Origin of the sequence: Nocardia sp. N2S4-5 (genome assembly GCF_044628355.1) — a bacterium.
Classification (GTDB): domain Bacteria; phylum Actinomycetota; class Actinomycetes; order Mycobacteriales; family Mycobacteriaceae; genus Nocardia; species Nocardia wallacei_B.
The window spans coordinates 3,522,929-3,544,502 of sequence record NZ_JBIUPM010000001.1; the positions used below are offsets into that span (position 1 = coordinate 3,522,929).

At 69.7% G+C, this 21,574-nt stretch carries 25 protein-coding genes; 13 read left to right on the forward strand and 12 right to left on the reverse strand.

Annotation, left to right across the window (positions count from 1 at the left end; translation table 11 throughout):
- The first annotated feature begins 28 nt into the window (after window positions 1–28).
- Together ACFMRZ_RS16015 and ACFMRZ_RS16020 are read left to right on the forward strand one after the other, a co-directional pair.
- Window positions 29–880, forward strand: a complete 852-nt coding sequence (locus ACFMRZ_RS16015) for a lytic transglycosylase domain-containing protein (RefSeq protein ID WP_400179786.1) — start codon at window positions 29–31, stop codon at window positions 878–880.
- Between the two features lie 20 nt (window positions 881–900).
- Window positions 901–2,037: an Mrp/NBP35 family ATP-binding protein gene (locus ACFMRZ_RS16020; RefSeq protein WP_280270845.1), complete on the forward strand. Its 1,137-nt coding sequence runs from the start codon at window positions 901–903 to the stop codon at window positions 2,035–2,037.
- A gap of 24 nt (window positions 2,038–2,061) precedes the next feature.
- Here the strand turns inward: ACFMRZ_RS16020 and ACFMRZ_RS16025 are convergent, their stop codons facing one another.
- Window positions 2,062–2,985, reverse strand: a complete 924-nt coding sequence (locus ACFMRZ_RS16025; protein WP_280362782.1) for an aminoglycoside phosphotransferase family protein — start codon at window positions 2,983–2,985, stop codon at window positions 2,062–2,064.
- Window positions 2,982–4,274: a hypothetical protein gene (locus ACFMRZ_RS16030; RefSeq protein WP_280271472.1), complete on the reverse strand. Its 1,293-nt coding sequence runs from the start codon at window positions 4,272–4,274 to the stop codon at window positions 2,982–2,984. The genes ACFMRZ_RS16025 and ACFMRZ_RS16030 overlap by 4 nt, the downstream gene beginning before the upstream one ends.
- A 221-nt stretch (window positions 4,275–4,495) precedes the next feature.
- Here ACFMRZ_RS16030 and ACFMRZ_RS16035 point away from each other — a divergent pair, with 221 nt between their 5' ends.
- The 5 genes from ACFMRZ_RS16035 (at window position 4,496) to ACFMRZ_RS16055 (ending at window position 7,374) form a co-directional block, all read left to right on the forward strand.
- Window positions 4,496–4,684: a hypothetical protein gene (locus ACFMRZ_RS16035; RefSeq protein ID WP_280271471.1), complete on the forward strand. Its 189-nt coding sequence runs from the start codon at window positions 4,496–4,498 to the stop codon at window positions 4,682–4,684.
- 120 nt (window positions 4,685–4,804) lie between these two features.
- Complete coding sequence (locus ACFMRZ_RS16040) at window positions 4,805–5,569, forward strand: DivIVA domain-containing protein (protein ID WP_400179787.1); 765 nt, start codon at window positions 4,805–4,807, stop codon at window positions 5,567–5,569.
- A complete protein-coding gene (locus ACFMRZ_RS16045) occupies window positions 5,566–6,144 on the forward strand; it encodes a DNA-3-methyladenine glycosylase I (RefSeq protein ID WP_400179788.1) in 579 nt (192 codons plus the stop codon). The genes ACFMRZ_RS16040 and ACFMRZ_RS16045 overlap by 4 nt, the downstream gene beginning before the upstream one ends.
- 180 nt (window positions 6,145–6,324) lie before the next feature.
- A complete protein-coding gene (locus ACFMRZ_RS16050) occupies window positions 6,325–6,492 on the forward strand; it encodes a DUF3117 domain-containing protein (RefSeq protein WP_019929283.1) in 168 nt (55 codons plus the stop codon).
- A 15-nt stretch (window positions 6,493–6,507) separates the two neighbouring features.
- A complete protein-coding gene (locus ACFMRZ_RS16055; RefSeq protein WP_400179789.1) occupies window positions 6,508–7,374 on the forward strand; it encodes a putative RNA methyltransferase in 867 nt (288 codons plus the stop codon).
- Here the strand turns inward: ACFMRZ_RS16055 and ACFMRZ_RS16060 are convergent.
- Entirely contained in the window at window positions 7,371–7,748 is a 378-nt protein-coding gene (locus ACFMRZ_RS16060) for a nuclear transport factor 2 family protein (RefSeq protein WP_400179790.1), read from the reverse strand. The two genes, ACFMRZ_RS16055 and ACFMRZ_RS16060, sit on opposite strands and share 4 nt — an antisense overlap.
- Window positions 7,749–7,819: 71 nt before the next feature.
- Window positions 7,820–8,989: a glycogen synthase gene (glgA, locus tag ACFMRZ_RS16065; protein WP_400182880.1), complete on the reverse strand. Its 1,170-nt coding sequence runs from the start codon at window positions 8,987–8,989 to the stop codon at window positions 7,820–7,822.
- A gap of 125 nt (window positions 8,990–9,114) precedes the next feature.
- Here glgA and glgC point away from each other — a divergent pair, with 125 nt between their 5' ends.
- Window positions 9,115–10,329 carry a glucose-1-phosphate adenylyltransferase gene (glgC, locus tag ACFMRZ_RS16070; protein WP_400179791.1) on the forward strand — a complete coding sequence of 405 codons (1,215 nt, stop codon included), beginning with the start codon at window positions 9,115–9,117 and terminating at the stop codon, window positions 10,327–10,329.
- A gap of 15 nt (window positions 10,330–10,344) precedes the next feature.
- On the opposite strand, the gene ACFMRZ_RS16075 is transcribed toward glgC, so the two are convergent.
- The 6 genes from ACFMRZ_RS16075 to ACFMRZ_RS16100 form a co-directional block, all read right to left on the reverse strand.
- Complete coding sequence (locus ACFMRZ_RS16075) at window positions 10,345–10,560, reverse strand: hypothetical protein (RefSeq protein ID WP_280271466.1); 216 nt, start codon at window positions 10,558–10,560, stop codon at window positions 10,345–10,347.
- An 87-nt stretch (window positions 10,561–10,647) separates the two neighbouring features.
- Window positions 10,648–10,869: a hypothetical protein gene (locus ACFMRZ_RS16080; RefSeq protein ID WP_400179792.1), complete on the reverse strand. Its 222-nt coding sequence runs from the start codon at window positions 10,867–10,869 to the stop codon at window positions 10,648–10,650.
- Window positions 10,870–11,116: 247 nt separating this feature from the next.
- Window positions 11,117–12,778, reverse strand: coding sequence for an ABC transporter permease (locus ACFMRZ_RS16085; protein WP_400179793.1), 1,662 nt, complete (start codon window positions 12,776–12,778; stop codon window positions 11,117–11,119).
- Complete coding sequence (locus ACFMRZ_RS16090; RefSeq protein WP_400179794.1) at window positions 12,775–13,716, reverse strand: ATP-binding cassette domain-containing protein; 942 nt, start codon at window positions 13,714–13,716, stop codon at window positions 12,775–12,777. Before ACFMRZ_RS16090 ends, ACFMRZ_RS16085 begins: the two co-directional genes overlap by 4 nt.
- Before the next feature lie 26 nt (window positions 13,717–13,742).
- Window positions 13,743–14,396, reverse strand: a complete 654-nt coding sequence (locus tag ACFMRZ_RS16095; RefSeq protein ID WP_400179795.1) for a TetR family transcriptional regulator — start codon at window positions 14,394–14,396, stop codon at window positions 13,743–13,745.
- 134 nt (window positions 14,397–14,530) lie between these two features.
- Window positions 14,531–15,169: an O-methyltransferase gene (locus ACFMRZ_RS16100; RefSeq protein WP_280271475.1), complete on the reverse strand. Its 639-nt coding sequence runs from the start codon at window positions 15,167–15,169 to the stop codon at window positions 14,531–14,533.
- Window positions 15,170–15,459: 290 nt separating this feature from the next.
- Between ACFMRZ_RS16100 and sigE the strand changes: the two genes are divergently transcribed.
- The 5 genes from sigE to ACFMRZ_RS16125 all read left to right on the forward strand — a co-directional run bounded on the left by sigE (window position 15,460) and on the right by ACFMRZ_RS16125 (window position 19,707).
- A complete protein-coding gene (gene sigE, locus ACFMRZ_RS16105; protein ID WP_280271461.1) occupies window positions 15,460–16,206 on the forward strand; it encodes an RNA polymerase sigma factor SigE in 747 nt (248 codons plus the stop codon).
- 64 nt (window positions 16,207–16,270) lie between these two features.
- On the forward strand, window positions 16,271–16,675 hold the full coding sequence (locus tag ACFMRZ_RS16110; RefSeq protein ID WP_280271460.1) for a zf-HC2 domain-containing protein: 405 nt from the start codon (window positions 16,271–16,273) through the stop codon (window positions 16,673–16,675).
- Window positions 16,676–16,685: 10 nt separating this feature from the next.
- On the forward strand, window positions 16,686–18,275 hold the full coding sequence (locus tag ACFMRZ_RS16115) for a S1C family serine protease (protein ID WP_400179796.1): 1,590 nt from the start codon (window positions 16,686–16,688) through the stop codon (window positions 18,273–18,275).
- Between the two features lie 12 nt (window positions 18,276–18,287).
- Window positions 18,288–18,719 (forward strand): Sec-independent protein translocase protein TatB, encoded by a 432-nt coding sequence (gene tatB, locus ACFMRZ_RS16120; protein ID WP_400179797.1) that lies wholly within the window; start codon window positions 18,288–18,290, stop codon window positions 18,717–18,719.
- Window positions 18,720–18,870: 151 nt separating this feature from the next.
- Window positions 18,871–19,707 (forward strand): hypothetical protein, encoded by an 837-nt coding sequence (locus ACFMRZ_RS16125; RefSeq protein WP_187686997.1) that lies wholly within the window; start codon window positions 18,871–18,873, stop codon window positions 19,705–19,707.
- A 22-nt stretch (window positions 19,708–19,729) separates the two neighbouring features.
- On the opposite strand, the gene ACFMRZ_RS16130 is transcribed toward ACFMRZ_RS16125, so the two are convergent.
- Both ACFMRZ_RS16130 and folP read right to left on the reverse strand, forming a co-directional pair.
- Window positions 19,730–20,689: a glucosyl-3-phosphoglycerate synthase gene (locus ACFMRZ_RS16130; RefSeq protein WP_280271728.1), complete on the reverse strand. Its 960-nt coding sequence runs from the start codon at window positions 20,687–20,689 to the stop codon at window positions 19,730–19,732.
- Window positions 20,686–21,564 (reverse strand): dihydropteroate synthase, encoded by an 879-nt coding sequence (folP, locus tag ACFMRZ_RS16135; RefSeq protein ID WP_280271729.1) that lies wholly within the window; start codon window positions 21,562–21,564, stop codon window positions 20,686–20,688. Before folP ends, ACFMRZ_RS16130 begins: the two co-directional genes overlap by 4 nt.
- Window positions 21,565–21,574: the final 10 nt, after the last annotated feature.

Here is a 21,574-nt window from a genome sequence, read left to right on the forward strand (position 1 = left end):
ACAGCGAGCATGGGAGGGCGACCGCACCGTGGGACGTCACCGCAAGCAGCCGGTCAGAAACGTCGGCCGCGGATCCGTTATCGCACTGACCGGACTCGTCCCCGCAGGGGTCGTCGCCGTGAGCGCGGCGTCGGCGGCGGAGGTCAATACCGCCGAGCACGCGACTTTGTCTGCGCTGCAACAGGATCCGGATTCCGCCGAGCACGCCGCCGACTCGGAGGCGGTGGTACCGGACACCGACGGCCTGCTGCGGGCCGCCAAGCATCCGGGACCGCCGGTCGTGAAAACCGTTGCGCAGCCGGACGGCCGAGCGCCGGCCGCACTCCCGGCGGGGCCGCTGGGCCTGCCCGGTATCGCGCAGTCGGCGTATCAGAACGCCGAACGCCTACTGGCACAGGAGAATCCGAACTGCCACATGCCGTGGTCGCTGCTGGCCGGCATCGGCCAGGTGGAGTCGCACCACGCCTACGGCAAGGCCGACGCCAAGGGCTACCCGCTCGACCCGATCTACGGACCGGTGCTCGACGGCAGCCTCGGCGGCAATCAGGTCGTGCACGCGACCGACGGCGAACTCGACGGCGGCATGTCGTCGTACACCCGCGCCGTCGGGCCGATGCAGTTCCTCCCCGAAACCTGGCGCAAGTACGCGGCCGACGGCGACGGCGACGGCATCTCCGACCCGCAGGACCTGTTCGACGCCGCCCTCACCGCGGGCAAGTACCTGTGCGACCGCGGCCTGGACATGAACGACCTGTCCCAGCAATCGCGGGCCATCATGCGCTACAACAACTCGATGGCCTACGTGGCCAACGTGATGGCCTGGGAGGTCGCCTACCGCACCGGAGTCGCGCCGCACTCCGGGCAGCTGCCCCGGATCTAGCCGCAGCTAGACTCGGCATCATGCCAGTGGTTACGGAATCGGATGTGCGGGGCGCCCTCGCGAAAGTGAACGACCCGGAGATTCGCAAACCGATCACCGAGCTGGGCATGGTGAAGAGTGTCGCGGTCGGCGACGACAGCAGCGTCCACGTCGAGATCTACCTGACGACGGCGGCCTGCCCCTTGCGCACCACGCTGACCGAATCGGTGACGAAGGCGGTCGCCGACGTTCCCGGGGTCGGCGGCGTCTCGGTCGATCTCGACGTGATGAACGACGAGCAGCGCACCGAATTGCGCAAGAAGCTGCGCGGCGATTCGGCCGAACCGGTCATCCCCTTCGCCCAGCCCGGCTCGCTGACCCGGGTGTACGCGGTGGCCTCCGGTAAGGGCGGCGTCGGAAAATCCAGCGTGACGGTGAACCTGGCGGCGGCCATGGCCGCGCGCGGGCTCTCGGTGGGCGTGCTCGACGCCGACATCTACGGCCACTCGGTGCCGCGCATGCTCGGCACCGACCAGCGCCCCACGCAGGTGGAGCGGATGATCATGCCGCCGGTCGCGCACGACGTGAAGGTCATCTCGATCGCGATGTTCACCCAGGGCAACACGCCCGTGGTGTGGCGCGGTCCGATGCTGCACCGGGCGCTGCAGCAGTTCCTCGCCGACGTGTTCTGGGGCGACCTCGACGTCCTGCTGCTGGATCTGCCCCCCGGCACCGGCGATGTCGCCATCTCGATCGCCCAGCTCGTTCCGAACGCCGAGATCCTGGTCGTCACCACCCCGCAGGCGGCCGCCGCCGAGGTGGCCGAGCGGGCGGGCGCGATCGCCCTGCAGACCCGGCAGCGCATCGCCGGGGTGGTGGAGAACATGTCCTGGCTGGATCTGCCCGACGGCTCCCGGATGGAGCTGTACGGCTCCGGTGGCGGCCAGTCCGTCGCCGACCGGCTCTCCCGCGCGGTCGGCGCCGATGTGCCGCTGCTGGGCCAGATCCCGATCACCCAGGAACTGCGCGAGGCCGGCGACGAGGGCACCCCCATCGTCCTGCGCAACCCGGGCGACGCCGCCGCCCAGGTACTCAACGACATCGCCGACAAGCTCGCGGTCCGCCGCCGCGGCCTGGCGGGCATGTCCCTCGGCATCGACACCACCCGCCACCTGTAGGCGTCGGCCGGCACCGCGCCGGTGTCAGAGGATGTTCCAGGTGAGTGGGACGCCGTTGCGCAATCCGTCGATGCGGCGCAAGACTTCTCGGGCGCTGGCGGAGCCGGGGGCGGACTTGTAGGCGTTGGTGGTGATCATGCGCAGTTCGCGGAGGTCGCGCAGCCAGGCGAAGCCGGACCAGTCGCGGATGTCGAAGCCGTAGTCGCGGCAGAAGCCGTCGTATTCGCCGGGGTGGTGGGCGAAGCGGCGGCAGTGCACCTCGATGGTCACCAGATCCCATTCGGGCTGGCCGATCGCGACGCTCTCCCAGTCGCACAGCACGCCACGCTCGGATGTGTTGTCCCACAACGTGTTCCGATGGTGCGCGTCGCCGTGGATGAGGCCTTGCGCCAGCGCGTAGCCGATCTTGTCGTGCCGGGCGGCCAGCCGGTTCCGCTCGGCGCGCAGCAGGCGGCGGTCACTGGGCGGCAGGATCGTGTTGGCGTCGATGGCGCGGGCGATGCGGTGGAAGGTATCGGAGAGGTGGCGGGTCGGCAGCCACTGCGTGGGTCGGGTGCGCAGGCCGTGCAGCCGCGCCAGCGGTCCGGCCAGATCGGCGGCGACGATGTCGCGGTGCTGTGGCAGGTACCGCCAGAACGTGACGGCGCACCCGTCGATCTCGACGGGCTGCACCACGCCCGCGAGCGGCACCGCCGGGACGTCCCGGTGCCGTAACCAGCGCACCAGCGCGACCACATCGACCGGCGCCGCGGCACCGCACGGCCGGTCGATCTTCACCACCACCGGCTCGTTCGCCAACCGGTACACGGCATTGGTGTGATGGCGCAGCAGCTCGGCCGCGGTGGGATCGAAACCGCTACTGTGGCAGGCCTTCTCGAGGATCCAGCGGGTGCGCTGGGCGGTGAACTCGGCGGCGGGACGGCGGCCGGTCGCCGACGCGGTAGTCACGGCGTGGCTCCCGGACCGGCCGCCACCAACCGGCGCAACTCGTCGACCACCCGGCGGCCGCGGCCCGGCTCGGGAATCGCCTCGACCACGGCCGCCGCGCGGGTCGTCACGATCGTGGTCCGGTGTTCCGGCGGGAGTGTGGTGAGCACCCGCACGGCCAGTGCGCAGGCCTCGTCGACCGCGCCGTCGAGGGCGTGGCAGACCGCGGCGTCGAGTTCGAGCAGCGCCGGATCCACCACCACGCCCGGACTGTTCCGGTACAGCTGCAGGCCCCGCTCCTGCACCCGACGGGCCGCGGCGGTGCGGCCCAGATTCGTCAGGGTGCCGGATTGGTAGAGCAGCAAACGCTTTTCGCTGAACCGGAACGCCTCGTCGGTGACGGCGGCGCCGAGTTCGTCGATCTGCCTGCGGGCTCGGTTCAGTGCCAGCTCGGCGCCGTCGGCGTCGCCGAGGCGGGCCAGAGCGCGCGCCTCCGCGGCCGCGGCCAGCGCGGTCGCGTCGTCGGCGATCTCCGGGAGTTGGGCCTGGGCCGCGCGAGCCAGCAGTACCGCCTGCTCGGGGCTGCCGTAGTAATACGGCAGCATCGCGTGCTGGGCGCGGACCCGCGCCCGCAGCCTGCGATTGCCGGTGTCGTCGGCGGCCAGGCGGGCGGTGCCGTACCAGTAGTCGGCGCGCTCGATCTGGCCGAGCTTCATCAGCGCGTCGGCGATCAGCAGGCCCAGCACCGCGGTGATCTCCGACAGTCTGGCCTGAATGGCCGCGGGCTGGCGCTGCGTCGAAATCGACTGCACCTCCAGCAGATCCGGCAGCACCGTGGACAAGACCGCCGACGGCGCGGTGCGGGTGTAGGCGAGCATCCGCCCGGCGGCGCGCTCCTCCATCAGCTCCACCATGGCCGGACCGACCGTGCCGGCGGCGAGCGTCCGGTCGATCACCAGCCGGGCATCGTCGATCCGCGACATCAGAGCCACATCGGATCCGGCCGCGGACGCCGCGCCCAGCGACACGGCGGCGCGGCGGGCGGGCATCCGGCGCGAGCCGAGGGCCTGTTCACCCTCGGCCAGAATCTGTTCGAACCGCTCGCGCACTTCGGCGCCGACCTGCACGAGCAGCGTGTCCAGCAGCTCCTGGGTGAGTGGGCGCGGCGTCACCGCGCTCAGCCCGGAGCGCCAGTTGGCCACCGTCGTCATCTCCACCCCGAGGTGAGCGGCAAACTCCCGCACCGATTTCCGGGTCGCCTCCTGCAAGGCGACAGCCTCGAATCCGGTCCAGGGACGACCCAACACCATTGTTAACTCCCTGTTTCGCACCCGTGTGCCAACAGTAAGCCAACACCAATGCCAACGCTGCGCGATTTCGTAATGGGCCGAATACGGCGAAAGTTAGAGGCGCACCCGGTGCCGATGCGATAAATCCTTCGCAATTCGACGACAAAACCGAGGGCGGCGATCCTGAGACCCACGGTTTTCGCGGCGCCGGGTGCACCCGCACACCTGCTGGAGGTACCACGATGCACGCACCGCCCTCGGACGTCCGGGACAGGTGGCTGATGGACAGCCGCGACTGCGCCCACGAGCCCGTCGACCTCACCTACGACCGGGCCCGTTTCATCCTCGCCGTGCATGCCGGGCACGGCGGCAGCTGCCGGCAATATCTCGCGGCGGCGGCCTACTGCTTCCGCCGCACCGGGGAAAGGTGAACCGGGGGTTGGTGATTCGCGTGCGCCGGTCCGGTTTCGGGGAAGCGGACCGGCGCTCGGGCTCGGCGAACATCGTCGGGGGCGTCGAACCTGTCACGGGTGCCACATATCCTCGTCCGTATGCTCACGCTGCTGTTGTACGTGCTGATCGTCGGTCTGGTGGCCGCGCTGCTGTTCCTGGTCGCGAGCGCCGTGTTCGGCCGCGGGGAGGAACTGGGGCCGCTGCCCGAGGGCACCACGGCGACTGTGCTGCCGGTCGCGGCCATCAGTGGCGGCGATGTGCGGGCGCTGCGCTTCCAGCAGGTGTTCCGCGGCTACAAGGCCGGCGAGGTGGACTGGGCGCTCACCCGGCTCGCCGCCCGCATCGACGAGCTGGAGATCCAGCTGGCCGAGGCCCGCGGCGACCGATCGGCCGCACACCCGCGCACGGGTTCGTACACCGCACCGCCCACCTTCGAACAAACCATCCATCCGAACCGGACATCCACGTCCTGGGCCTTCGGCTCCCCGCCCGCAGCCGCACCCCCCAACGGCCACACCGACATCACCACCTACTCCAGCCCCTTCACCAGCCCACCCACCGCCTGGGAACCCTCCACCCAGCCGACCCACCGCCCCGCCCCCGAGCCGACCACACCCCACCCCACAACCACGAACCCGGCACCGCACGGTACCGAGCAGCCGAAGTCGGCGCAGGCGGAGGGCTGGGGTGACCCGTCCGCTGCCGCGCCGGGTGGGGCTCCGCCGTGGCAGGTCTCGGTGCCGGGGTTGGCTCGCGGGAGCGGCGGGCCGGAGGGTCCCGACGCGTCCGGTGGGCCGTCGCCTCAGGTACAACCGCCGGGGCAGCAGGGCACCGACCAGGCCGATCGGCGGGATCCGCGGTGAGTACCGCATCGGTCGAGGTGGAGTCCGACGGCAAGGTGCGGTGCGGATGGGCGGAATCGTCTCAGCTCTATCGGGACTATCACGACGAGGAGTGGGGACAGCCGCTACACGGTGACGACGCGCTGTTCGAGCGGATGTGCCTGGAGGCCTTCCAGTCGGGGTTGTCGTGGATCACCATCCTGCGGAAGCGGCCGGCGTTCCGGGCCGCCTTCGAGGGCTTCGCCATCGACCGGGTGGCCCGTTTCACCCCGGCCGACGCCGAGCGCCTGCTGTCCGATCCCGGCATAGTGCGCAATCGCGCCAAGATCGAGGCCTGCATCGCCAACGCCAAGGTTGCCGAAGATCTCTCGCCGGGGCTGGACGAACTGCTCTGGTCGTTCGCGCCCGAGGCCCGCCCGCGCCCGCGCCGACTCTCCGACGTGCCCGCGGTCACACCCGAATCGGTTGCTCTCGCAAAGGAACTCAAGCGCCGCGGATTCCGTTTCGTGGGTCCGACGACGGCTTACGCGATGATGCAGGCGACCGGAATGGTGAACGATCATCTGGCCGATTGCTGGGTCGAGGTGCGCGGTTGAACACGCGCCACGGCGGTCGGTTTTCGAACTCAGGTACCCGCCCAGTTCCGTGATGAGGAAGAATAGTCGTGGTGTGGCCCCTCGGGCGCGGCGTGGCCGTGCACGGGGGCTACCTGTTGGTGACAACACGAGTTCCAAGAAAGTGCGCAGCAGACCGCGCGGATCTGGAGGGAGCAGAGGATGGCGGCCATGAAGCCCCGCACCGGGGACGGTCCCCTCGAGGCAACCAAGGAAGGGCGTGGAATCGTCATGCGGGTTCCACTCGAGGGTGGCGGGCGTCTGGTCGTCGAGCTCACGCCGGAAGAGGCCGCGGCCCTCGGCAAAGAGCTCACCGAAGTCACCAGTTAACCGCTCGTTCGATCAATGCCGGTGACTCCGGCGCGGGCGGACACCGACACGCCGCTCGCCGCGATCGCGCGGTTACTGGCCTGCCCCGAATGCGGAGCGGGCATGACCGTGCGCGACCGCTCGCTGTTCTGTGCCCGCAGCCATGCCTTCGATCTCGCCCGTCAGGGGTATGTCAGCCTGCTGACCGGCGCGTCGACCAAGATGACGGGCGATACCGCCGACATGCTGGACGCGCGGGCCGCTTTCCAGCGCGCCCGGCATTTCACTCCGATCGCCGACGCCGCGGCGGCGGCACTCACCACCGGGTCCCCGGTGCATTCGATTCTCGAGGTCGGCGCGGGAACCGGCTACTACCTGGCCGCGGCGCTGGATGCCGCGCCCGGCGCACACGGGATCGCACTGGACGTGTCGAAGTTCGCGGCCCGGCGCGCCGCCCGTGCGCACCCACGCGCCGCCTCGGTGCTGGCCGATGCCTGGCGTGGGCTGCCGGTGCGCGACGGTGCGCTGAGCCGGGTGCTGTCGGTGTTCGCACCGCGTAATCCGGACGAGGTGGCCCGGGTGCTGGCGCCCGGCGGGATATTCGTCGTGGTGACGCCGACCTCCCGGCATCTGTCCGAACTGATCGTGCCGCTGGGCATGGTGGGCGTGGACGCGGCCAAGGACGAGCGCCTCGCCGCGACCCTGTCCGGCCGCTTCGACCGGCTCGCCGAGCGGGTCGTGGAGTATTCGATGCGGCTCGGCCACGCCGATGTCACGAATGTCGTCGGCATGGGGCCCTCCGCGCATCATGCCGCCGCGCAGCGCGCCGACCGGATCGCGGCGCTGCCGGAGACGGTCGAGGTGACCGTCTCGGTGACGGTGTCCACCTACCGCCCGCACTAATGCCCGTCGGCCTGCTCGGGCGCGAACGGCCACTCCTCGAACCAGGTGCAGCGGCCGTCGTCCGCGAAGCGCAGCACCCACAGATCACGCCAGCGTGCGGGATCGGCCCGGGCGTACTCGACCTCTACGCGGACGACCGCGGTGTCGCCGTCGAGGGCCACCACCGCCGAGGTCATGGTGAACGGCTCGTCCGCCCCGTCGCGGGCGCGCTCCCAGAACCGCGCCAGCTCCGTCGCGTCGGTGATGGGCGCCGCCCAGGGCGACGGGAGATAGCTCGCGCCGGGCGCGAACAACTCCCCCAACTGCGCGGTGCCCGGCGTCCGCCAGGCCCACTCGTACCGTTCCACCCAGGCATCCACAGCAGCGCGGTCCATGCCCCCGACCGTACGCGCCAGGGCGCGTACGGTCGGGGAATAGTGGCGACTCGCGCGCCCTCGGGGGACAGTCAGGCCTTGCGGATTTTGTCGTAGAGGTGGACTGTGCGTTCGGCTACCTGGGACCAGTCGAATTCGGCTATGGCTCGGGCTCGGCCGGCGGTGCCGAGGGCGTTGGCGGATAGGGGGTCGCCGGCTATTGCGTTGACCGCGCGGGCTAGGTGGGACTCGAATTCTTCGGGGGTGTCGCTGTCGTAGTGGACCAGTCGGCCGGTGGCGCCGTCGGCGACGACCTCCGGGATGCCGCCGACGTCCGAGGCGACCACGGCGGTGCCGCAGGCCATGGCTTCCAGGTTCACGATGCCGAGCGGCTCGTATACCGACGGGCACACGAATACCGTCGCCGCGGCGAGGATCTGGCGCACCTGCTCGGTGGGCAGCATCTCCCGCACCCAGAACACTCCGCCGCGGCGGCGGGCCAGCTCGGCCACCGCCGCCGACACCTCGGCCTCCAGCTGCGGCGTGTCGGGCGCGCCCGCACACAGCACCAACTGGATGTCCGGATCGAATCGGCGGGCGGCGGCCAGCAGATGCGACACGCCCTTCTGCCGGGTGATGCGCCCGACGAACGCGGCGATCGGCGCGTCCGTGCGCACGCCGAGTTCGGCCAGCACGTCGCGGGCGCCATCGATCGGACCACCGGGACACCACGCCTGCGCGTCGATCCCGTTGTGCACCACGTGAACCCGCTCGGGATCGATGGTCGGATAGGCGTCCAGCACGTCGCGGCGCATGCCCGCGCTCACCGCGATGACCGCGTCGGCGTACTCCATCGCGTTGCGCTCCGACCACGACGACAAGCGGTAGCCGCCGCCCAGCTGCTCGGCCTTCCACGGCCGCCGCGGCTCGAGCGAATGCGCGGTCAGCACATGCGGAATGCCGTACAGCGTGGCGGCCAGGTGCCCGGCCAGCCCGGTGTACCAGGTATGCGAGTGCACCACGTCCACGCCGCCGACGGCATCGGCCATGCGCAGTTGCGCCGACATCATCTGCAGCGCCGAATTGGCCGCGTACAGCATCGGATCGGGCTGGTGCACCACGGCGTCCGCGCGCGACACACCCATGCAGTGCACGGTCACCTCGCTCAACCGCCGCAACCGCGGTACCAGGTGGGTGACGTGCACCCCCGCCCCGCCGTACACCTCCGGCGGATACTCACGAGTCAGCATCGCGACCCGCAACCGATTCCGCTCCCGCGATTCGGTCGGCTCGCGTCCGCCCTCCGGGCCGAAACTCACCGGTCCAACCTAATCGTTCACCTGCGTGCTGACCACTCCACAGACCCGGCGGCGGTAAGTTGGGCCCTGTGAGGAGCCAGCCGCACGTACTCGGGATCGTGCTCGCCGGCGGTGAGGGCAAGCGACTCTTCCCGCTCACCAAGGACCGCGCCAAACCAGCGGTCCCGTTCGGGGGCGCGTACCGGCTCATCGACTTCGTCCTGTCCAACCTCGTCAACGCCGGTTTTCTGCGGCTGTGCGTGCTCACCCAGTACAAGTCGCACTCGCTGGACCGGCACATCTCACAGACCTGGCGGCTGTCGGGGTTCGGCGGTGAATACATCACCCCGGTCCCGGCCCAGCAGCGCCTGGGTCCGCGCTGGTACACCGGCAGCGCGGACGCGATCATGCAGTCGCTCAATCTCATCTACGACGAGGACCCGGACTACATCGTGGTGTTCGGCGCCGACCACGTGTACCGGATGGATCCCGAGCAGATGGTGGCCCACCACATCGACACCGGCGCGGGCGTAACGGTCGCCGGGATCCGAGTGCCGCGCAGCGAGGCCGGGGCGTTCGGCTGCATCGACTCCGACGAGTCCGGCCGGATCACCCAGTTCCTGGAGAAGCCGGTGCATCCGCCGGGCACCCCCGACGACCCGAACGTCACCTTCGCGTCGATGGGCAACTACGTGTTCAGCACCAAGGCCCTGGTGGACGCCATCCGCGCCGACGCCGACAACGCCGATTCCGACCACGACATGGGCGGCGACATCATCCCGACCCTGGTCGGCGAGGGCGAGGCGGGCGTGTACGACTTCGCGCGCAACGACGTGCCCGGGTCCACCGACCGCGACCGCGGCTACTGGCGCGACGTGGGGACCATCGACGCGTTCTACGACGCGCACATGGATCTGGTGTCGGTGCACCCGATCTTCAATCTCTACAACAGGCACTGGCCGATCCGGGGCGCCGCGGAGAACCTGCCGCCGGCCAAGTTCGCGCAGGGCGGGTTGGCACAGGAATTGATCGTCGGGGCGGGCAGCATCCTGTCGGCGGCCACGGTGCGCAATTCGGTGCTGTCGTCGAACGTGTTCGTCGAGGACGGCGCGACCGTGGAGGGCAGTGTGCTGATGCCGGGCGTACGGGTCGGCCGCGGCGCGGTGGTGCGGCGCGCGATCCTGGACAAGAACGTGATGGTCGGCGAGGGCGAGATCATCGGAGTCGACCTGGAACGCGATCGGGAACGGTTCGCGGTCAGCAACGGTGGCGTGGTGACCGTCGGCAAGGGCGTGTGGGTTTAACCGCACCGGCCGTGCTCAGCGCGGGGCGGCGGGCACCGGAGTGGCCGTGCAGAACGGATCGCACGGGCCGTGGGTGATCGGCGGTTGTTTGGCCGGATCGTTGTAATCGCTCCCGGTGACCAGCAGCAGCACCAGCAGGGCGACGAAGATGAAGAAGCCCAGCATCACCACGGCCAGCACCAGCCAACTGCGTGGCGCGACTTCGATCAGCACTGCGCGTTGGAAAACCACCCACGCCTCCACCGGTAGCGAAACACTTGCTCCCTCAATCATATCGGCGACCACGGCCGCCGCGCACCCCATGTACTCGCGTGCCGATCAGGGTGGTGGTGCGGGTACGCCGGTCGTCGCGGTGCAGAAGGGCGCGCAGGTGCCCGGTGTCGTCGTGACCGGTGAGTGCTGGTCGTCGAAGTCGCTGTCACTCACGATCAACAGCACCACCACCGCGACGACCACCACGAGCCCGAAGATGACGGCCGCCGGAAGCAGCCAGCCGCGGGGCAGGTAGTGCTCGAGCAGATGCGCGAACTCCTCGGCCATCCGCGCATCACCTCCCGCCGTGCACGTAACCGGCTGCGCGCCAGGGCAACCGGCGGCCGCCCGGAAGGCGTTCATCCCGGGTATGCCCGGTCCGCGGCGCGTCAATCCAGTGTGCACCACGTGCCGCCCGATGTGTTCGCGAGCGCGTGCACCCCCCTCGACGGACGCTGCTCGTCTCGATCGCAATCGATACCGGACACACCGAACGCCCCTCGGCGTACCGAGAGGCGTTCGGGGAAAAGGTAGTTCAGCGCAGGTCGCGGCGCCGGAAGGCGACGAGGCCCGTCGTGAGCAGCGCCGCCGCGAGCACCAGCAGGATCACCACCGGAGTCGCGGTGAATTCGGCGCCCGGCAACTTGGGCAGGTGACTGTAGGGCGTGAGATCCAGAATCCATTGCGGCATACCGGAGATGGAGCCGAGGAAGAACAGCGCCACACCGGCGGTGAACACTCCCCACGCCACCGGCGCCCAGCGCGGCAGCAGCCCGAACAGCAGCACCGCGGCGCCCACGAACAGCCAGACCGCCGGGATCTGCACCAGCGCCACACCCAGCACCCGCGGCAGCTTCCCGCCGATGTCCCCTGCCGCGGCGCCGTAGGTCAGGCCGCCGAACAGGCCCGAAACCACCAGCACCACAACCGGTCCGAGCAGGGCGTACACCACATGCGATGCGGCCCAGCGGGTCCGGGCGACGGCCCCGGTGAGCACAGTCTCGGTGTGCTGCGCGGTTTCCTCCGAATGCAGCCGCAGCGCCGCCGAGATGGAGTACGCGGACGCCGCCATGCCGAGCATGGTGTAGCCGGTCGTGAGGAACGCGTCCTCCAGGGCGGCGCTGCCGCCCAACCGCCCGATGATGTCGTTGACCGCGTCGCTGGTGCCCAGCTCGTCACCGATACCGTGCACCACGCTGCCGATGACCAGCCCGTACAGCGCCAGACCAATGGTCCACGCCAGCAGCGTGCCGCGCTGCAACCGCCACGCCAGACCGAACGGACCGGCCAGTCCGGGCCCGGCGGCCGGCGCCCCGAGCCGCTCGGCGATCAGCCCGGCACCGAGATCGCGCCGCTGCAGCAGCACATACGCCACCACGATCAGCACGGCCGTGGTCGCCACGTGCAGCAGCAGGATCGGCCAGTGGTTGCCCGCGAGCGCCCGCACCTGGATCGACCAGCCCTGCGGCGACAGCCAGACCAGCGGACCGGTCGGCCCGGCACCGGCGCGGGCATCACCGATGGCCCGCAGCGTGTAGGTCACGGCCAGCACCACGAAGGCGAGGCCGCGCGTGGTGCGGGCATTGGCACTGAGCTGCGCGGTCACCGCGGCGACGGCGGCGAACACCAGGCCCGACCCCGCCAGCGCCAGACCGAACGCCAGCGCGCCGGCGCCCTCGACCCCGGCGCCCATGATGCTGACGGTCGCGATCAGCCCGGCGGCGATCGCACCGCCGCAGGCCACGATCAGCGCGGCGGTCAGGCTGGCATACCGCCCGACCTGAGTGGAGGCCAGCAGCTCACCGCGGCCGGTCTCCTCCTCGGCGCGGGTGTGCCGGATGACCGTGAGAATCGTCGCGATCCCGATGAGGGTGAAGAACATTCCGGCCTTCCACAACCCGGCCGCCGCCGTGGAGGTGGTGTTGTAGATCGGGCCGTACATGGCCAGCTGCGCCGGGCTGGACAGGATCGTGCGGGCGAAGCCGGCCAGTTGCTCCGGCGTGGAGTACACCGATTCGGTGCTCTTGATGTACGTGCTGCCCAGCGGCAGCGACAGCAGGATCACCCACAGCGGCAGCACGATCCGGTCGCGCCGCAGATACAGCCGCAGCAGTTGCATCGTGCCGGTGAAATCCGAAGCGCCACGGTCGGATTCGGCGAATCCGTACTGCGGGCGGGAGACGGTGGCAGTGGTCATTTCGTTGCCTCCGCGTACCGGTGGGCTGCCGAACCGGTTGCGGCCGGTTCATCGCCGTCGAGCGAATAGTGCCGCAGGAACAACTCTTCCAGCGTCGGCGGCTGACTGACCAGGCTGCGCACGCCCGCGTCGCCGAGTACTCGGATCAGCTCGCCCAGATGTTCACTGTCCACCTGGCAGCGCAGGGTGTGTTCCTCGATGCTGACATCGTCGACTCCCGGCATGCTGCCGAGATCGCCTGGGTCGCCGAGCATTTCGGCGGTGATCGAGGTGCGGCTGAGGTGCCGCAGCTCGGCGAGGCTGCCGCTCTCCACCGTCCGCCCGGAGCGGATGATGGTGACCCGCTCGCAGAGCATTTCCACCTCCGACAGAATGTGGCTGGACAGCAGCACGGTCACCCCGCGCTCGGTGGCCTCCCGGACGCATTCCCGGAAGACCTGCTCCATCAACGGATCCAGGCCCGAGGTGGGCTCGTCGAGCATCAGCAGGTTGGCGTTCGAGGAGAATGCCGACACCAGGGCGACCTTCTGCCGATTGCCCTTGGAGTAGGTGCGGGCCTTCTTGCGCGGATCCAGCTCGAACCGATCGATCAGCTCGGCGCGGCGATCGGGGTCCAGGCCACCGCGCATCCGGGCCAGCAGGTCGATGGTCTCGCCGCCGGACAGCGACGGCCAGAGCGTGACATCGCCTGGGACATAGGCGATCTCGTGATGCAGGCCGACCGCGTCGACCCACGGGTCCCGCCCCAGCACCTGCGCCTCGCCGGAGGTGCGGGTCAGGATGCCCAGCAGAATGCGAATGGTGGTGGACTTGCCCGCGCCGTTGGGGCCGAGGAAGCCGTGTACCTCGCCCTCGGCGACCTCCAGGTCGAGCCCGTCGAGTGCGTGTACCTGTCCGAAATGCTTGTGCAGATCCCGGACGACGATTGCCGATGACATCGAATCTCCTCGAGAGACGAGTGGGTTCACCGATCGGCGAGCAGGGTGTCCAGCAGCGACGAATCGGCGAAAAGACCATGTGTATTGACTTCGACCGCCGGCAGCATCATCTGGTCGGCGTACTCGCGCAGCGCTTTTCGGTAGTCGAGCTTGCCGTCGTGTCTGGCGGCGTACAGCTGCAGGAAGAAGAAGAACCCACCGCCGTTGTTCACCGCCAGAAAGCGAGCCGTCGCCTTCAGGTCGAGTGGTGCGCGCAGGGTCCCGGCCTCGATCCCGACGACGAGATAGGACTCGACATCGGCGACCATCTGCTCGAACATCGTGGCCATGAGCGGCCCTCCGGCCTGAAAGCTGCGCATCAGATAGGCGATGTGGGGCGCGTATTCCTCGATTTCCGAGAGCGCCTGCCACGTCGCGTTCGGCGTGGGGTGTTGTACGTACTCCGTCTTCGCCGCCCGAATGATCGAGCGGACGTGTTCGTCGCACGCTTCCCGCAGCCCGTCCTTGGAACCGAAATGGTGGTTGACGAGCCCCGGGGACACACCCGCGGCCTTCGCGATCGCCCGAACACCGACCCCGAACCCCTCCTCGCCGAAGACGGCGATGGCGGCGTCCCGGATGCGGGCGCGAGTGCTCAGATCCGAGGCGGATCCTTCCGGTACGGCTGTTCCCTTAAACACATGTTCAATATACTAAACACTCGTTCAATCGTCACGCAAGACTTCCCGCGCAACGATTTTCGATCGTCATCTACGCAGGTCAGAACCGCAGAAAAATGATCGGATGATCCGACCAACCAGTGGATCCGGGGCCGCTAACCCCGTGAGGCGCAGAGCAATCCGTCGCCGACGGGGATGAGCACGCTGGTGAGTTCGGGATCCTCCGCGACCGCGCGGGTGGCCGCCCGCACCGCCTGGGTGGCCGGGTCGCGCTGGGCGGTATCAGGCACCCGGCCGCCGAGCAGCGCGTTGTGCAGCAGGATCGCCCCGCCCTCGCGTAACAACCGCACCCCCTGCTCGACGTACTGCGGGTGCTCGAGCGGTGCGGCATCGACGAAGACCAGGTCGTAGGCGCCGTCGGCGAGACGCGGCAGCACATCCAGGGCGCGGCCGTTGATCAGCCGGGTCCGCGCGGGCGGGATGTCGGCGGTGCGGAAGGCGTCGCGCGCGGCCCGCTGATGTTCGGGCTCGGAGTCGATGGTGGTGAGCGTGCCGTCCTCGCGCATACCGTCGAGCAGCCACAGCCCGCTGATCCCGGCGCCGGTGCCCACCTCGACCACCGCCCGCGCCCCCAGCATCTGGGCGTACATACTCAGCAGCGCGCCCACCGAGGGCGGTACCGGCAGCGCCCCCAATTCGGTGGCCCGCTCGCGCGCGGCCAGCAGAATCTCGTCCTCGGCGACGGATTCCTCCACGTAGGCGAGGTTGCGCTGCGCGGTCGCTGCCGCGGGTATGAGGCTCACAGGTATGAGGCTAACGGCGAACCCCGCCGAACGTCGCGACCTACGAGGCGGTGGGACGGCGCGCGACCCGCGATTTTTCTCAGGTGTCCCTCAGCCTCCCCACACCACCGGCACATCGGGATTCGACAGAGTTGGTACCACGCAAAGGCCGACCGACCGTGGGCGGCGCCCGGGAACAACCTGACACCCGTCTTCGGTTATACCCGGCACGCGACAGGATGGGGGGAACCTCACCGTCGCAGCGCCGAGCACGGTCCCGAGTAGGAGGTAATCCCATCCACATGGTCGATGCGGCGCGTGAGCACGCCACTCTTCCCCCGTCGAGCCTGCCGAACACCGCAGACTCGGCCGAATACCTACTGCCCGCGGCGGACAGCGGCAACCCCGTCCCGTCCGACGCCGTGCTGCCCGACGACGCCCCGGCGCCCCCCGCCGAGGACGACATCGATCCGCTGACCGGCACCGCGGCCTTCGACGCCACCGGCGACCGGTCCATGATGCCCACCTGGGACGAACTGGTGCGCGAGCACGCCGACCGGGTGTACCGGCTGGCCTACCGCCTGACCGGTGACCCGCAGGACGCCGAGGACCTGACCCAGGAGACGTTCATCCGGGTCTTCCGCTCGCTGTCCAACTACCAGCCCGGCACCTTCGAGGGCTGGCTGCACCGCATCACGACCAACCTGTTCCTGGACATGGTGCGCCGCCGCAACCGGATCCGGATGGAGGCGCTGCCCGACGATTACGACCGGGTGCCCTCGGAGGGTCCCGACCCCGAGCAGGTCTACCACGACGCCAACCTCGATCCCGACCTGCAATCCGCGCTGGATTCGCTGGCTCCGGAATTCCGCGCCGCCGTGGTGCTGTGCGATATCGAGGGGCTGTCCTACGAGGAGATCGGCGCTACGCTCGGCGTCAAACTGGGCACTGTGCGCAGCCGGATCCACCGTGGACGCCAGGCGCTGCGGGAGTACCTTGCGCATAATGGATCTCAGCAGCGGTTCGCCGCTGACGAGAAGGTCGGGTGATCCAACGCCGCCGTGAGCGGCGCCCAGCGCCAGCAGTTCGTCCGTCGGAAGGGTGAGTGCACGTATGAGTGGCGAGGACGCCGCAACCGGCCGTCCGCATCGATTCGCTCCGACCGAACACTTGGCGAGCGAGGCCATCGCCGCCTACGTCGACGGCGAACTCCGAATGAACGCATATCTGCGTGCCGCCGAGCATCTCGCGAAATGCCCCGAGTGCGCGGCCGAGGTCGACTCCCAGCAACAGGCGCGCATCGCCCTGCGGCGGGCGGCGCAACGGCAGATCGCCGCGCCGGGGAATTTGCACGACACCCTGAGCCGCATTCCGCTGGCAAATCTTTCCGATCACATGGACGAGATGACGCGCGGTGCGAGTTTTCTAGGGCTGCGGGCGGATTCGTTCCGCTTCGTCTCCACCGATCGCGAATTCTCTTCGGAGAGCAGGCGGTGGACCGGTTGGTGGCGCAAGTAGAGTTCGACACGTGACCACCGAATCGACGAACACCGGATCACAGCCCGAACAGCCCGGCGCGTCGCCGAGAGACGCTGTGTCGGATTCGGCGGCCGAACGGGGGAACCTGAGGCCGCCGGACGCGCCCGTGCTGGGGCCGCGACCGGTCTATCGGCCCGACATCGACAAGCACACCGCCCGCGCGTTCCGGCGCCCCGAGGGGCAGACCGGTTCGTTCTCCGCGCATCAGCCGGGCGCGGCCGGTGAGCCCCGGCACGACGGCCCCGAACTGGTGAACCGGCCGCCCGACGCGGTGCTGGCCGAGGCGTTCGGCCGCCCCGAGGGCTCCGACGAGCTACTGCAGCGCGACCCGGACGCGGCCGACGACGACGGCCCGGCCGCCGGACCGGCCGATCCCTGGCGTGATCCCGAGGCCGCCGCCCGCCTGGGGGCGCCCGCCATCACGACGCCGCGCGACGCGCCGCTGCCGCCCGCCACCCAGCTCAGCGCCCGCGAGGTGCTGTTCGGCAAGAAGGTCGCGCCCGCCGCGCTCGCGATCCTCGCGGTCATCGCCCTGGCTATCGGCTTGGTCGGCGGCCTGATCGGCCGGTTCACCGGCGATTCCGCCTCGGCGCTCACCTCCCGCAAGATCGCCCTCCAGCAGGAGGAATCCTCGGACAAACCGCACGGCCAGGTCGCGAAGGTGGCCGACGCGGTGCTGCCCGCGGTGGTGCAGATCCGCGAAACCGTGGGCGACAACGGCGCGCTCGGCTCGGGCGTGGTCATCGACGGCGCGGGTTACATCGTCACCAACAATCACGTGGTCTCGATGGTCGGGCTGGACAAGTCGGGCCGCGGCAAGATCCAGGTGACCTTCTCCGACGGCACCAAGGCCCCGGCCCGGATCGTCGGCCGCGACCCCAAGACCGATCTCGCGGTACTCAAGGTCGATGTCAAGAATTTGACGGTGGCCCGATTGGGCAAGTCCGAGGACGTCCAGGTGGGTGACGACGTGCTCGCGATCGGTTCGCCGCTGGGCCTGACCAAGACGGTCACCTCCGGCATCGTCAGCGCGCTGAACCGGCCCATGGCCGAGCCCACCGAGGCCGGCGACGACACCGCCGGCGCCTTCGACGCCGTGCAGACCGACGCCGCGATCAACCACGGCAACTCCGGCGGCGCGCTGGTCGACGGCGAGGGGCGGCTGATCGGCATCAATACGGCCATTCGCAGCGAGAGCGGCGGTTCGGTCGGTCTGGGCTTCGCCATCCCGGTGGATCTGGTGCAGCGCATCGCCCAGACGCTCATCCGCGACGGCAAGGTGGCTCACCCGTGGCTGGGCGTCAACGCCCGGCAGAAGACCGTCGAGAACGACGCCATGAGCGGCGCGGCGATCGCCGACGTGTCGGGAGGCAGCCCCGCCGCCAAGGCCGGGCTCGTCGAGGGCGACGTGATCGTGCGGGTCGCCGGGCGCGAGGTGACCGAGCCCGCGGAGCTGACCGTGGCCGTGCAGTCGCGCCGGATCGGTGAGACCGTGACCTTCCAGGTGATCCGCGACGGCCGCCAGGTCGACGTGCCGGTCACGCTGGAATCCGACGAGAACGCCCCCAAGCAGCCTTAGTAGCCTGGTCGTATGTTCGATATCGGATGGGCCGAGATGGTGATCCTGGTGGTCGCCGCCTTGGTGATCCTCGGTCCGGAGCGGCTGCCGGGGGCGATCCGCTGGACCGCGCAGAGCCTGCGGCAGGTGCGCGACTACGCCAGCGGGGCCACCAGCCAGCTGCGCAGCGAGCTGGGCCCGGAGTTCGACGAGATCCGCAAGCCGCTGCAGGACCTCAACGAACTCCGGCGGCCGCTGGACCAGTTCCGCGGCATGACGCCCCGGAGCGCGGTGACCAAACACCTGCTGGACGGCGATGATTCGTTGTTCACCGGAAAGTTCGACAAACCGTCCAGTACGTCCAATGGCTCGGATTATTCGCCGCCCGCGACATATTCCGCCCCCGAGCCGCCGAAGCCGCTGGCGCGCAACGAGAAGCCGCCGATCAATTTCGATGCCACCTAGCGAGGCAATCGAATTGCCGTGGTCACCACGGACGATTCCGATCAACAGGTATTCCCGATCGGAACTTTTGTCCGCAATTCCGGTGCAGGCCGGAGCGTTTTCGTCAACGGGGCTAGACACATCCCGCTGTCGAGCTATCTAGACTGCGCACATGTCGGCCGACGAGGTGGCACGAGTGTTCGCGATCGAGGACAAGGTCGAGCGCCTCAAGGCTGCCACCGATGGGGTCGCGCAGGCCCAGCAGACCATCAACGAGCTCACCAGGATTCGGCGAGCCGTCATCCGCGAGTTGCACGCCGAGGGCTGGACCTTCGCCAGAATCGGTGCCGCGGCGGGGCTTTCACGCGCGCGGATTCACCAGGTCAGCACGCAGGGCCCGGTGCCGGAGGGCTTGTTCTTCGGGCACGGCCCGCTGACCATCCTGACCCCGGACGTGCGCAGCACCACGCGCGCCGCGCCGCTGGTGGGCGCGCCCGACGCCGCGGCGCCGCATCGCCTGGTGGAGCTGTTGCGGGAGTTGGGATTCGCCGCGAACGTGGAACGCTTCCTGCCGGGGCGCCCGCTGGATCTCGACCGCGACGGCCTGATCGTGCTGGGCGGTCCGGAGTTGTCCCCGAGCCTGCGCTACCTGGCCGCCGCGGATCCGCGGTTGCGCCGCACCGTGGCTCGGGCGGGGCGGGTGCGCCGCGGCATCGAGGACCGCGCCGCCCGCCGGGTGTACCGGCCGGGCGGCACCGAACCGTACGACATCGCGTATCTGGCCCGCCTGCCCCGGCCCGACGGCCGCGGCACCGTGCTGGTGGTCGACGGGCTGCACCCGCCCGGCTCACTGGGCGCCATCCGCCTGCTCGCCACCCGCCTGGCCACGCTGCACGAACGCGCCGGGCTGCATCCCTTCTCCGCGGTGGTCGGCGTCCGTTACGACCGCAACACCGGCGAGCCGTTGGAGGCCGACCTCCTCACGCCCATCTATCGACACGAGAGGTGAAGCGGGCCAACGCCTTCGGCCCTCAGGCCGCCACCTCCGCCGCGCGCAGCGTGTTCATCGGCGGGCGGTCGGCCAGCGACACCTCCGTGGTCAGCGATGTGAATTCGCCACTCACCAAAGGGAATTGGGTCAGGGCGGCGCCCGAGTCGCGAATTCCGCTGCGGCCCAGCACAGTTCCCAGGATCTGGCGACTCATGACGCCCAGGTCCGACAGCGGGCGGTTGCGGTGCGTGCGCACGCCGAGGTTCACCTGGCCGATGGCCGACAGGCCCAGCAGGTCGTAAGTGTCCAGCAGCAGGCCGATTTCGACACCGTAGCCGGGTGCGAACGGAACGGCGGTGAGCAGCTCCCGGGTGCCCGCGTACTCGCCACCCAACGGCTGCAGCACCTGGGACAGGTCGGGCCGCAGCGCCGACAGCAGCGGCCGCGCCACCAGTTCGGTCACCCGGCCGCCGCCGTTGTGGTCGACCGAGTCGCCGTGCCGCAGCGGGCGCCGGTAGTAGGCCTTCACCAGATGCATGCCGTCGACCATCAGCAGCGGGCCGAGCAGCCGGGGAACGAATTCGGGATCGGGATCGATCAGGTCCGAATCGACGAACGCGATCAGATCGCCGGTGGTGGCGGCCAGCGAGCGCCACAGCACCTCGCCCTTACCGGGCACCGGATCGAATTCCGGTACCGCCTGCTCGCGCGACACCACCCGGGCGCCCGCGGCGCGGGCCCGCTCGGCGGTGGCGTCGGTGGAGCCGGAATCCAGCACCACCAGTTCGTCGACCAGCGTGCCGACCAGCGGCCGGATGCTGGCGACCACGTCGGCGACGGTGCGCTCCTCGTTCAATGCGGGTAACACCACCGAGACGGTGCGCCCGTGTTTGGCGGCGACCAGTTCGTCGACCGTCCACGCCGGGCTGTCCCACGTGTTGGTGAGTGCCCAGTCGGTTGTGCCGTCGGATTCGATAACCAATTCGGGGTTGGTCGTCATACCAGACCTCGCAGAGTTCGTGCCGGGGGCCGGATGCCCTGGATTGCCGCGATCATGTCCACCACCCGCCGGGTCGCGGCGACCTCGTGGACTCGGAAGACCCGGGCGCCGGCCGCCGCCGCCCATGCGGTTGCTGCCAATGTGCCCTCCAATCGCTCGGAAAGGCCGACACCAAGAGTCTCTCCGATGAAATCCTTGTTGCTCAGCGCCATCAAGACCGGCCACCCGGTGTTTACAAGAACGTCCGACGCCCGCAACAGTGCGAGACCGTGGTAAGTGTTTTTGCCGAAATCATGGGTCGGATCGATCAAAATCGAGCTTCGGTCGACGCCGGCCGCCGCAGCATTTTCGGCGGACCGCACCAGGGTGTCGGTGACCTCGGCGACCACATCGGCGTAGCGCACCCGGTGCGGCCGGGTCCGCGGCCGCGCGCCGCCGGTGTGGCTGCACACGATCCCGGCGCCCAGTTCCGCGGCCACCGTGACCAGATCCGGGTCCGCGCCCGCCCAGGTGTCGTTGATCAGATCGGCGCCCTCGGCCACCGCCGCCCGCGCCACCTCGGCGCGCCAGGTGTCGATGCTGATGAGCAGATCGGGATAACGGTCGCGGATGGCCGCCACGAACGGCACCACCCGCCGCGCCTCGGCCGCCGCGTCCACCTCGTCGCCGGGACCGGCCTTGACCCCGCCGATATCGACCAGATCGGCGCCCTCGTCGACGGCCCGCGCCACCGCCGCCAGCGCGGCCTCGTCGGAGAAGGTGGCGCCGCGGTCGTAGAAGGAGTCCGGCGTGCGATTCACGATCGCCATCACCAATGCCCGGTCCGTTGCCACCGGTTTCCCGCACAAGAGGGGCAACGGCGCCGTCGAACTCATGCCCTCGACT

Coding starts and splice junctions, on each gene's coding strand:
- ACFMRZ_RS16020 (WP_280270845.1), top strand. CDS start 901: ATGCCAGTGGTTACGGAATCGGATGTGCGGGGCGCCCTCGCGAAAGTG.
- ACFMRZ_RS16030 (WP_280271472.1), bottom strand. CDS start 4,274: ATGGTGTTGGGTCGTCCCTGGACCGGATTCGAGGCTGTCGCCTTGCAG.
- ACFMRZ_RS16035 (WP_280271471.1), top strand. CDS start 4,496: ATGCACGCACCGCCCTCGGACGTCCGGGACAGGTGGCTGATGGACAGC.
- ACFMRZ_RS16040 (WP_400179787.1), top strand. CDS start 4,805: ATGCTCACGCTGCTGTTGTACGTGCTGATCGTCGGTCTGGTGGCCGCG.
- ACFMRZ_RS16050 (WP_019929283.1), top strand. CDS start 6,325: ATGGCGGCCATGAAGCCCCGCACCGGGGACGGTCCCCTCGAGGCAACC.
- ACFMRZ_RS16055 (WP_400179789.1), top strand. CDS start 6,508: ATGCCGGTGACTCCGGCGCGGGCGGACACCGACACGCCGCTCGCCGCG.
- ACFMRZ_RS16060 (WP_400179790.1), bottom strand. CDS start 7,748: ATGGACCGCGCTGCTGTGGATGCCTGGGTGGAACGGTACGAGTGGGCC.
- ACFMRZ_RS16080 (WP_400179792.1), bottom strand. CDS start 10,869: ATGGCCGAGGAGTTCGCGCATCTGCTCGAGCACTACCTGCCCCGCGGC.
- ACFMRZ_RS16085 (WP_400179793.1), bottom strand. CDS start 12,778: ATGACCACTGCCACCGTCTCCCGCCCGCAGTACGGATTCGCCGAATCC.
- ACFMRZ_RS16090 (WP_400179794.1), bottom strand. CDS start 13,716: ATGTCATCGGCAATCGTCGTCCGGGATCTGCACAAGCATTTCGGACAG.
- sigE (WP_280271461.1), top strand. CDS start 15,460: ATGGTCGATGCGGCGCGTGAGCACGCCACTCTTCCCCCGTCGAGCCTG.
- ACFMRZ_RS16110 (WP_280271460.1), top strand. CDS start 16,271: ATGAGTGGCGAGGACGCCGCAACCGGCCGTCCGCATCGATTCGCTCCG.
- tatB (WP_400179797.1), top strand. CDS start 18,288: ATGTTCGATATCGGATGGGCCGAGATGGTGATCCTGGTGGTCGCCGCC.
- ACFMRZ_RS16125 (WP_187686997.1), top strand. CDS start 18,871: ATGTCGGCCGACGAGGTGGCACGAGTGTTCGCGATCGAGGACAAGGTC.
- ACFMRZ_RS16130 (WP_280271728.1), bottom strand. CDS start 20,689: ATGACGACCAACCCCGAATTGGTTATCGAATCCGACGGCACAACCGAC.
- folP (WP_280271729.1), bottom strand. CDS start 21,564: ATGAGTTCGACGGCGCCGTTGCCCCTCTTGTGCGGGAAACCGGTGGCA.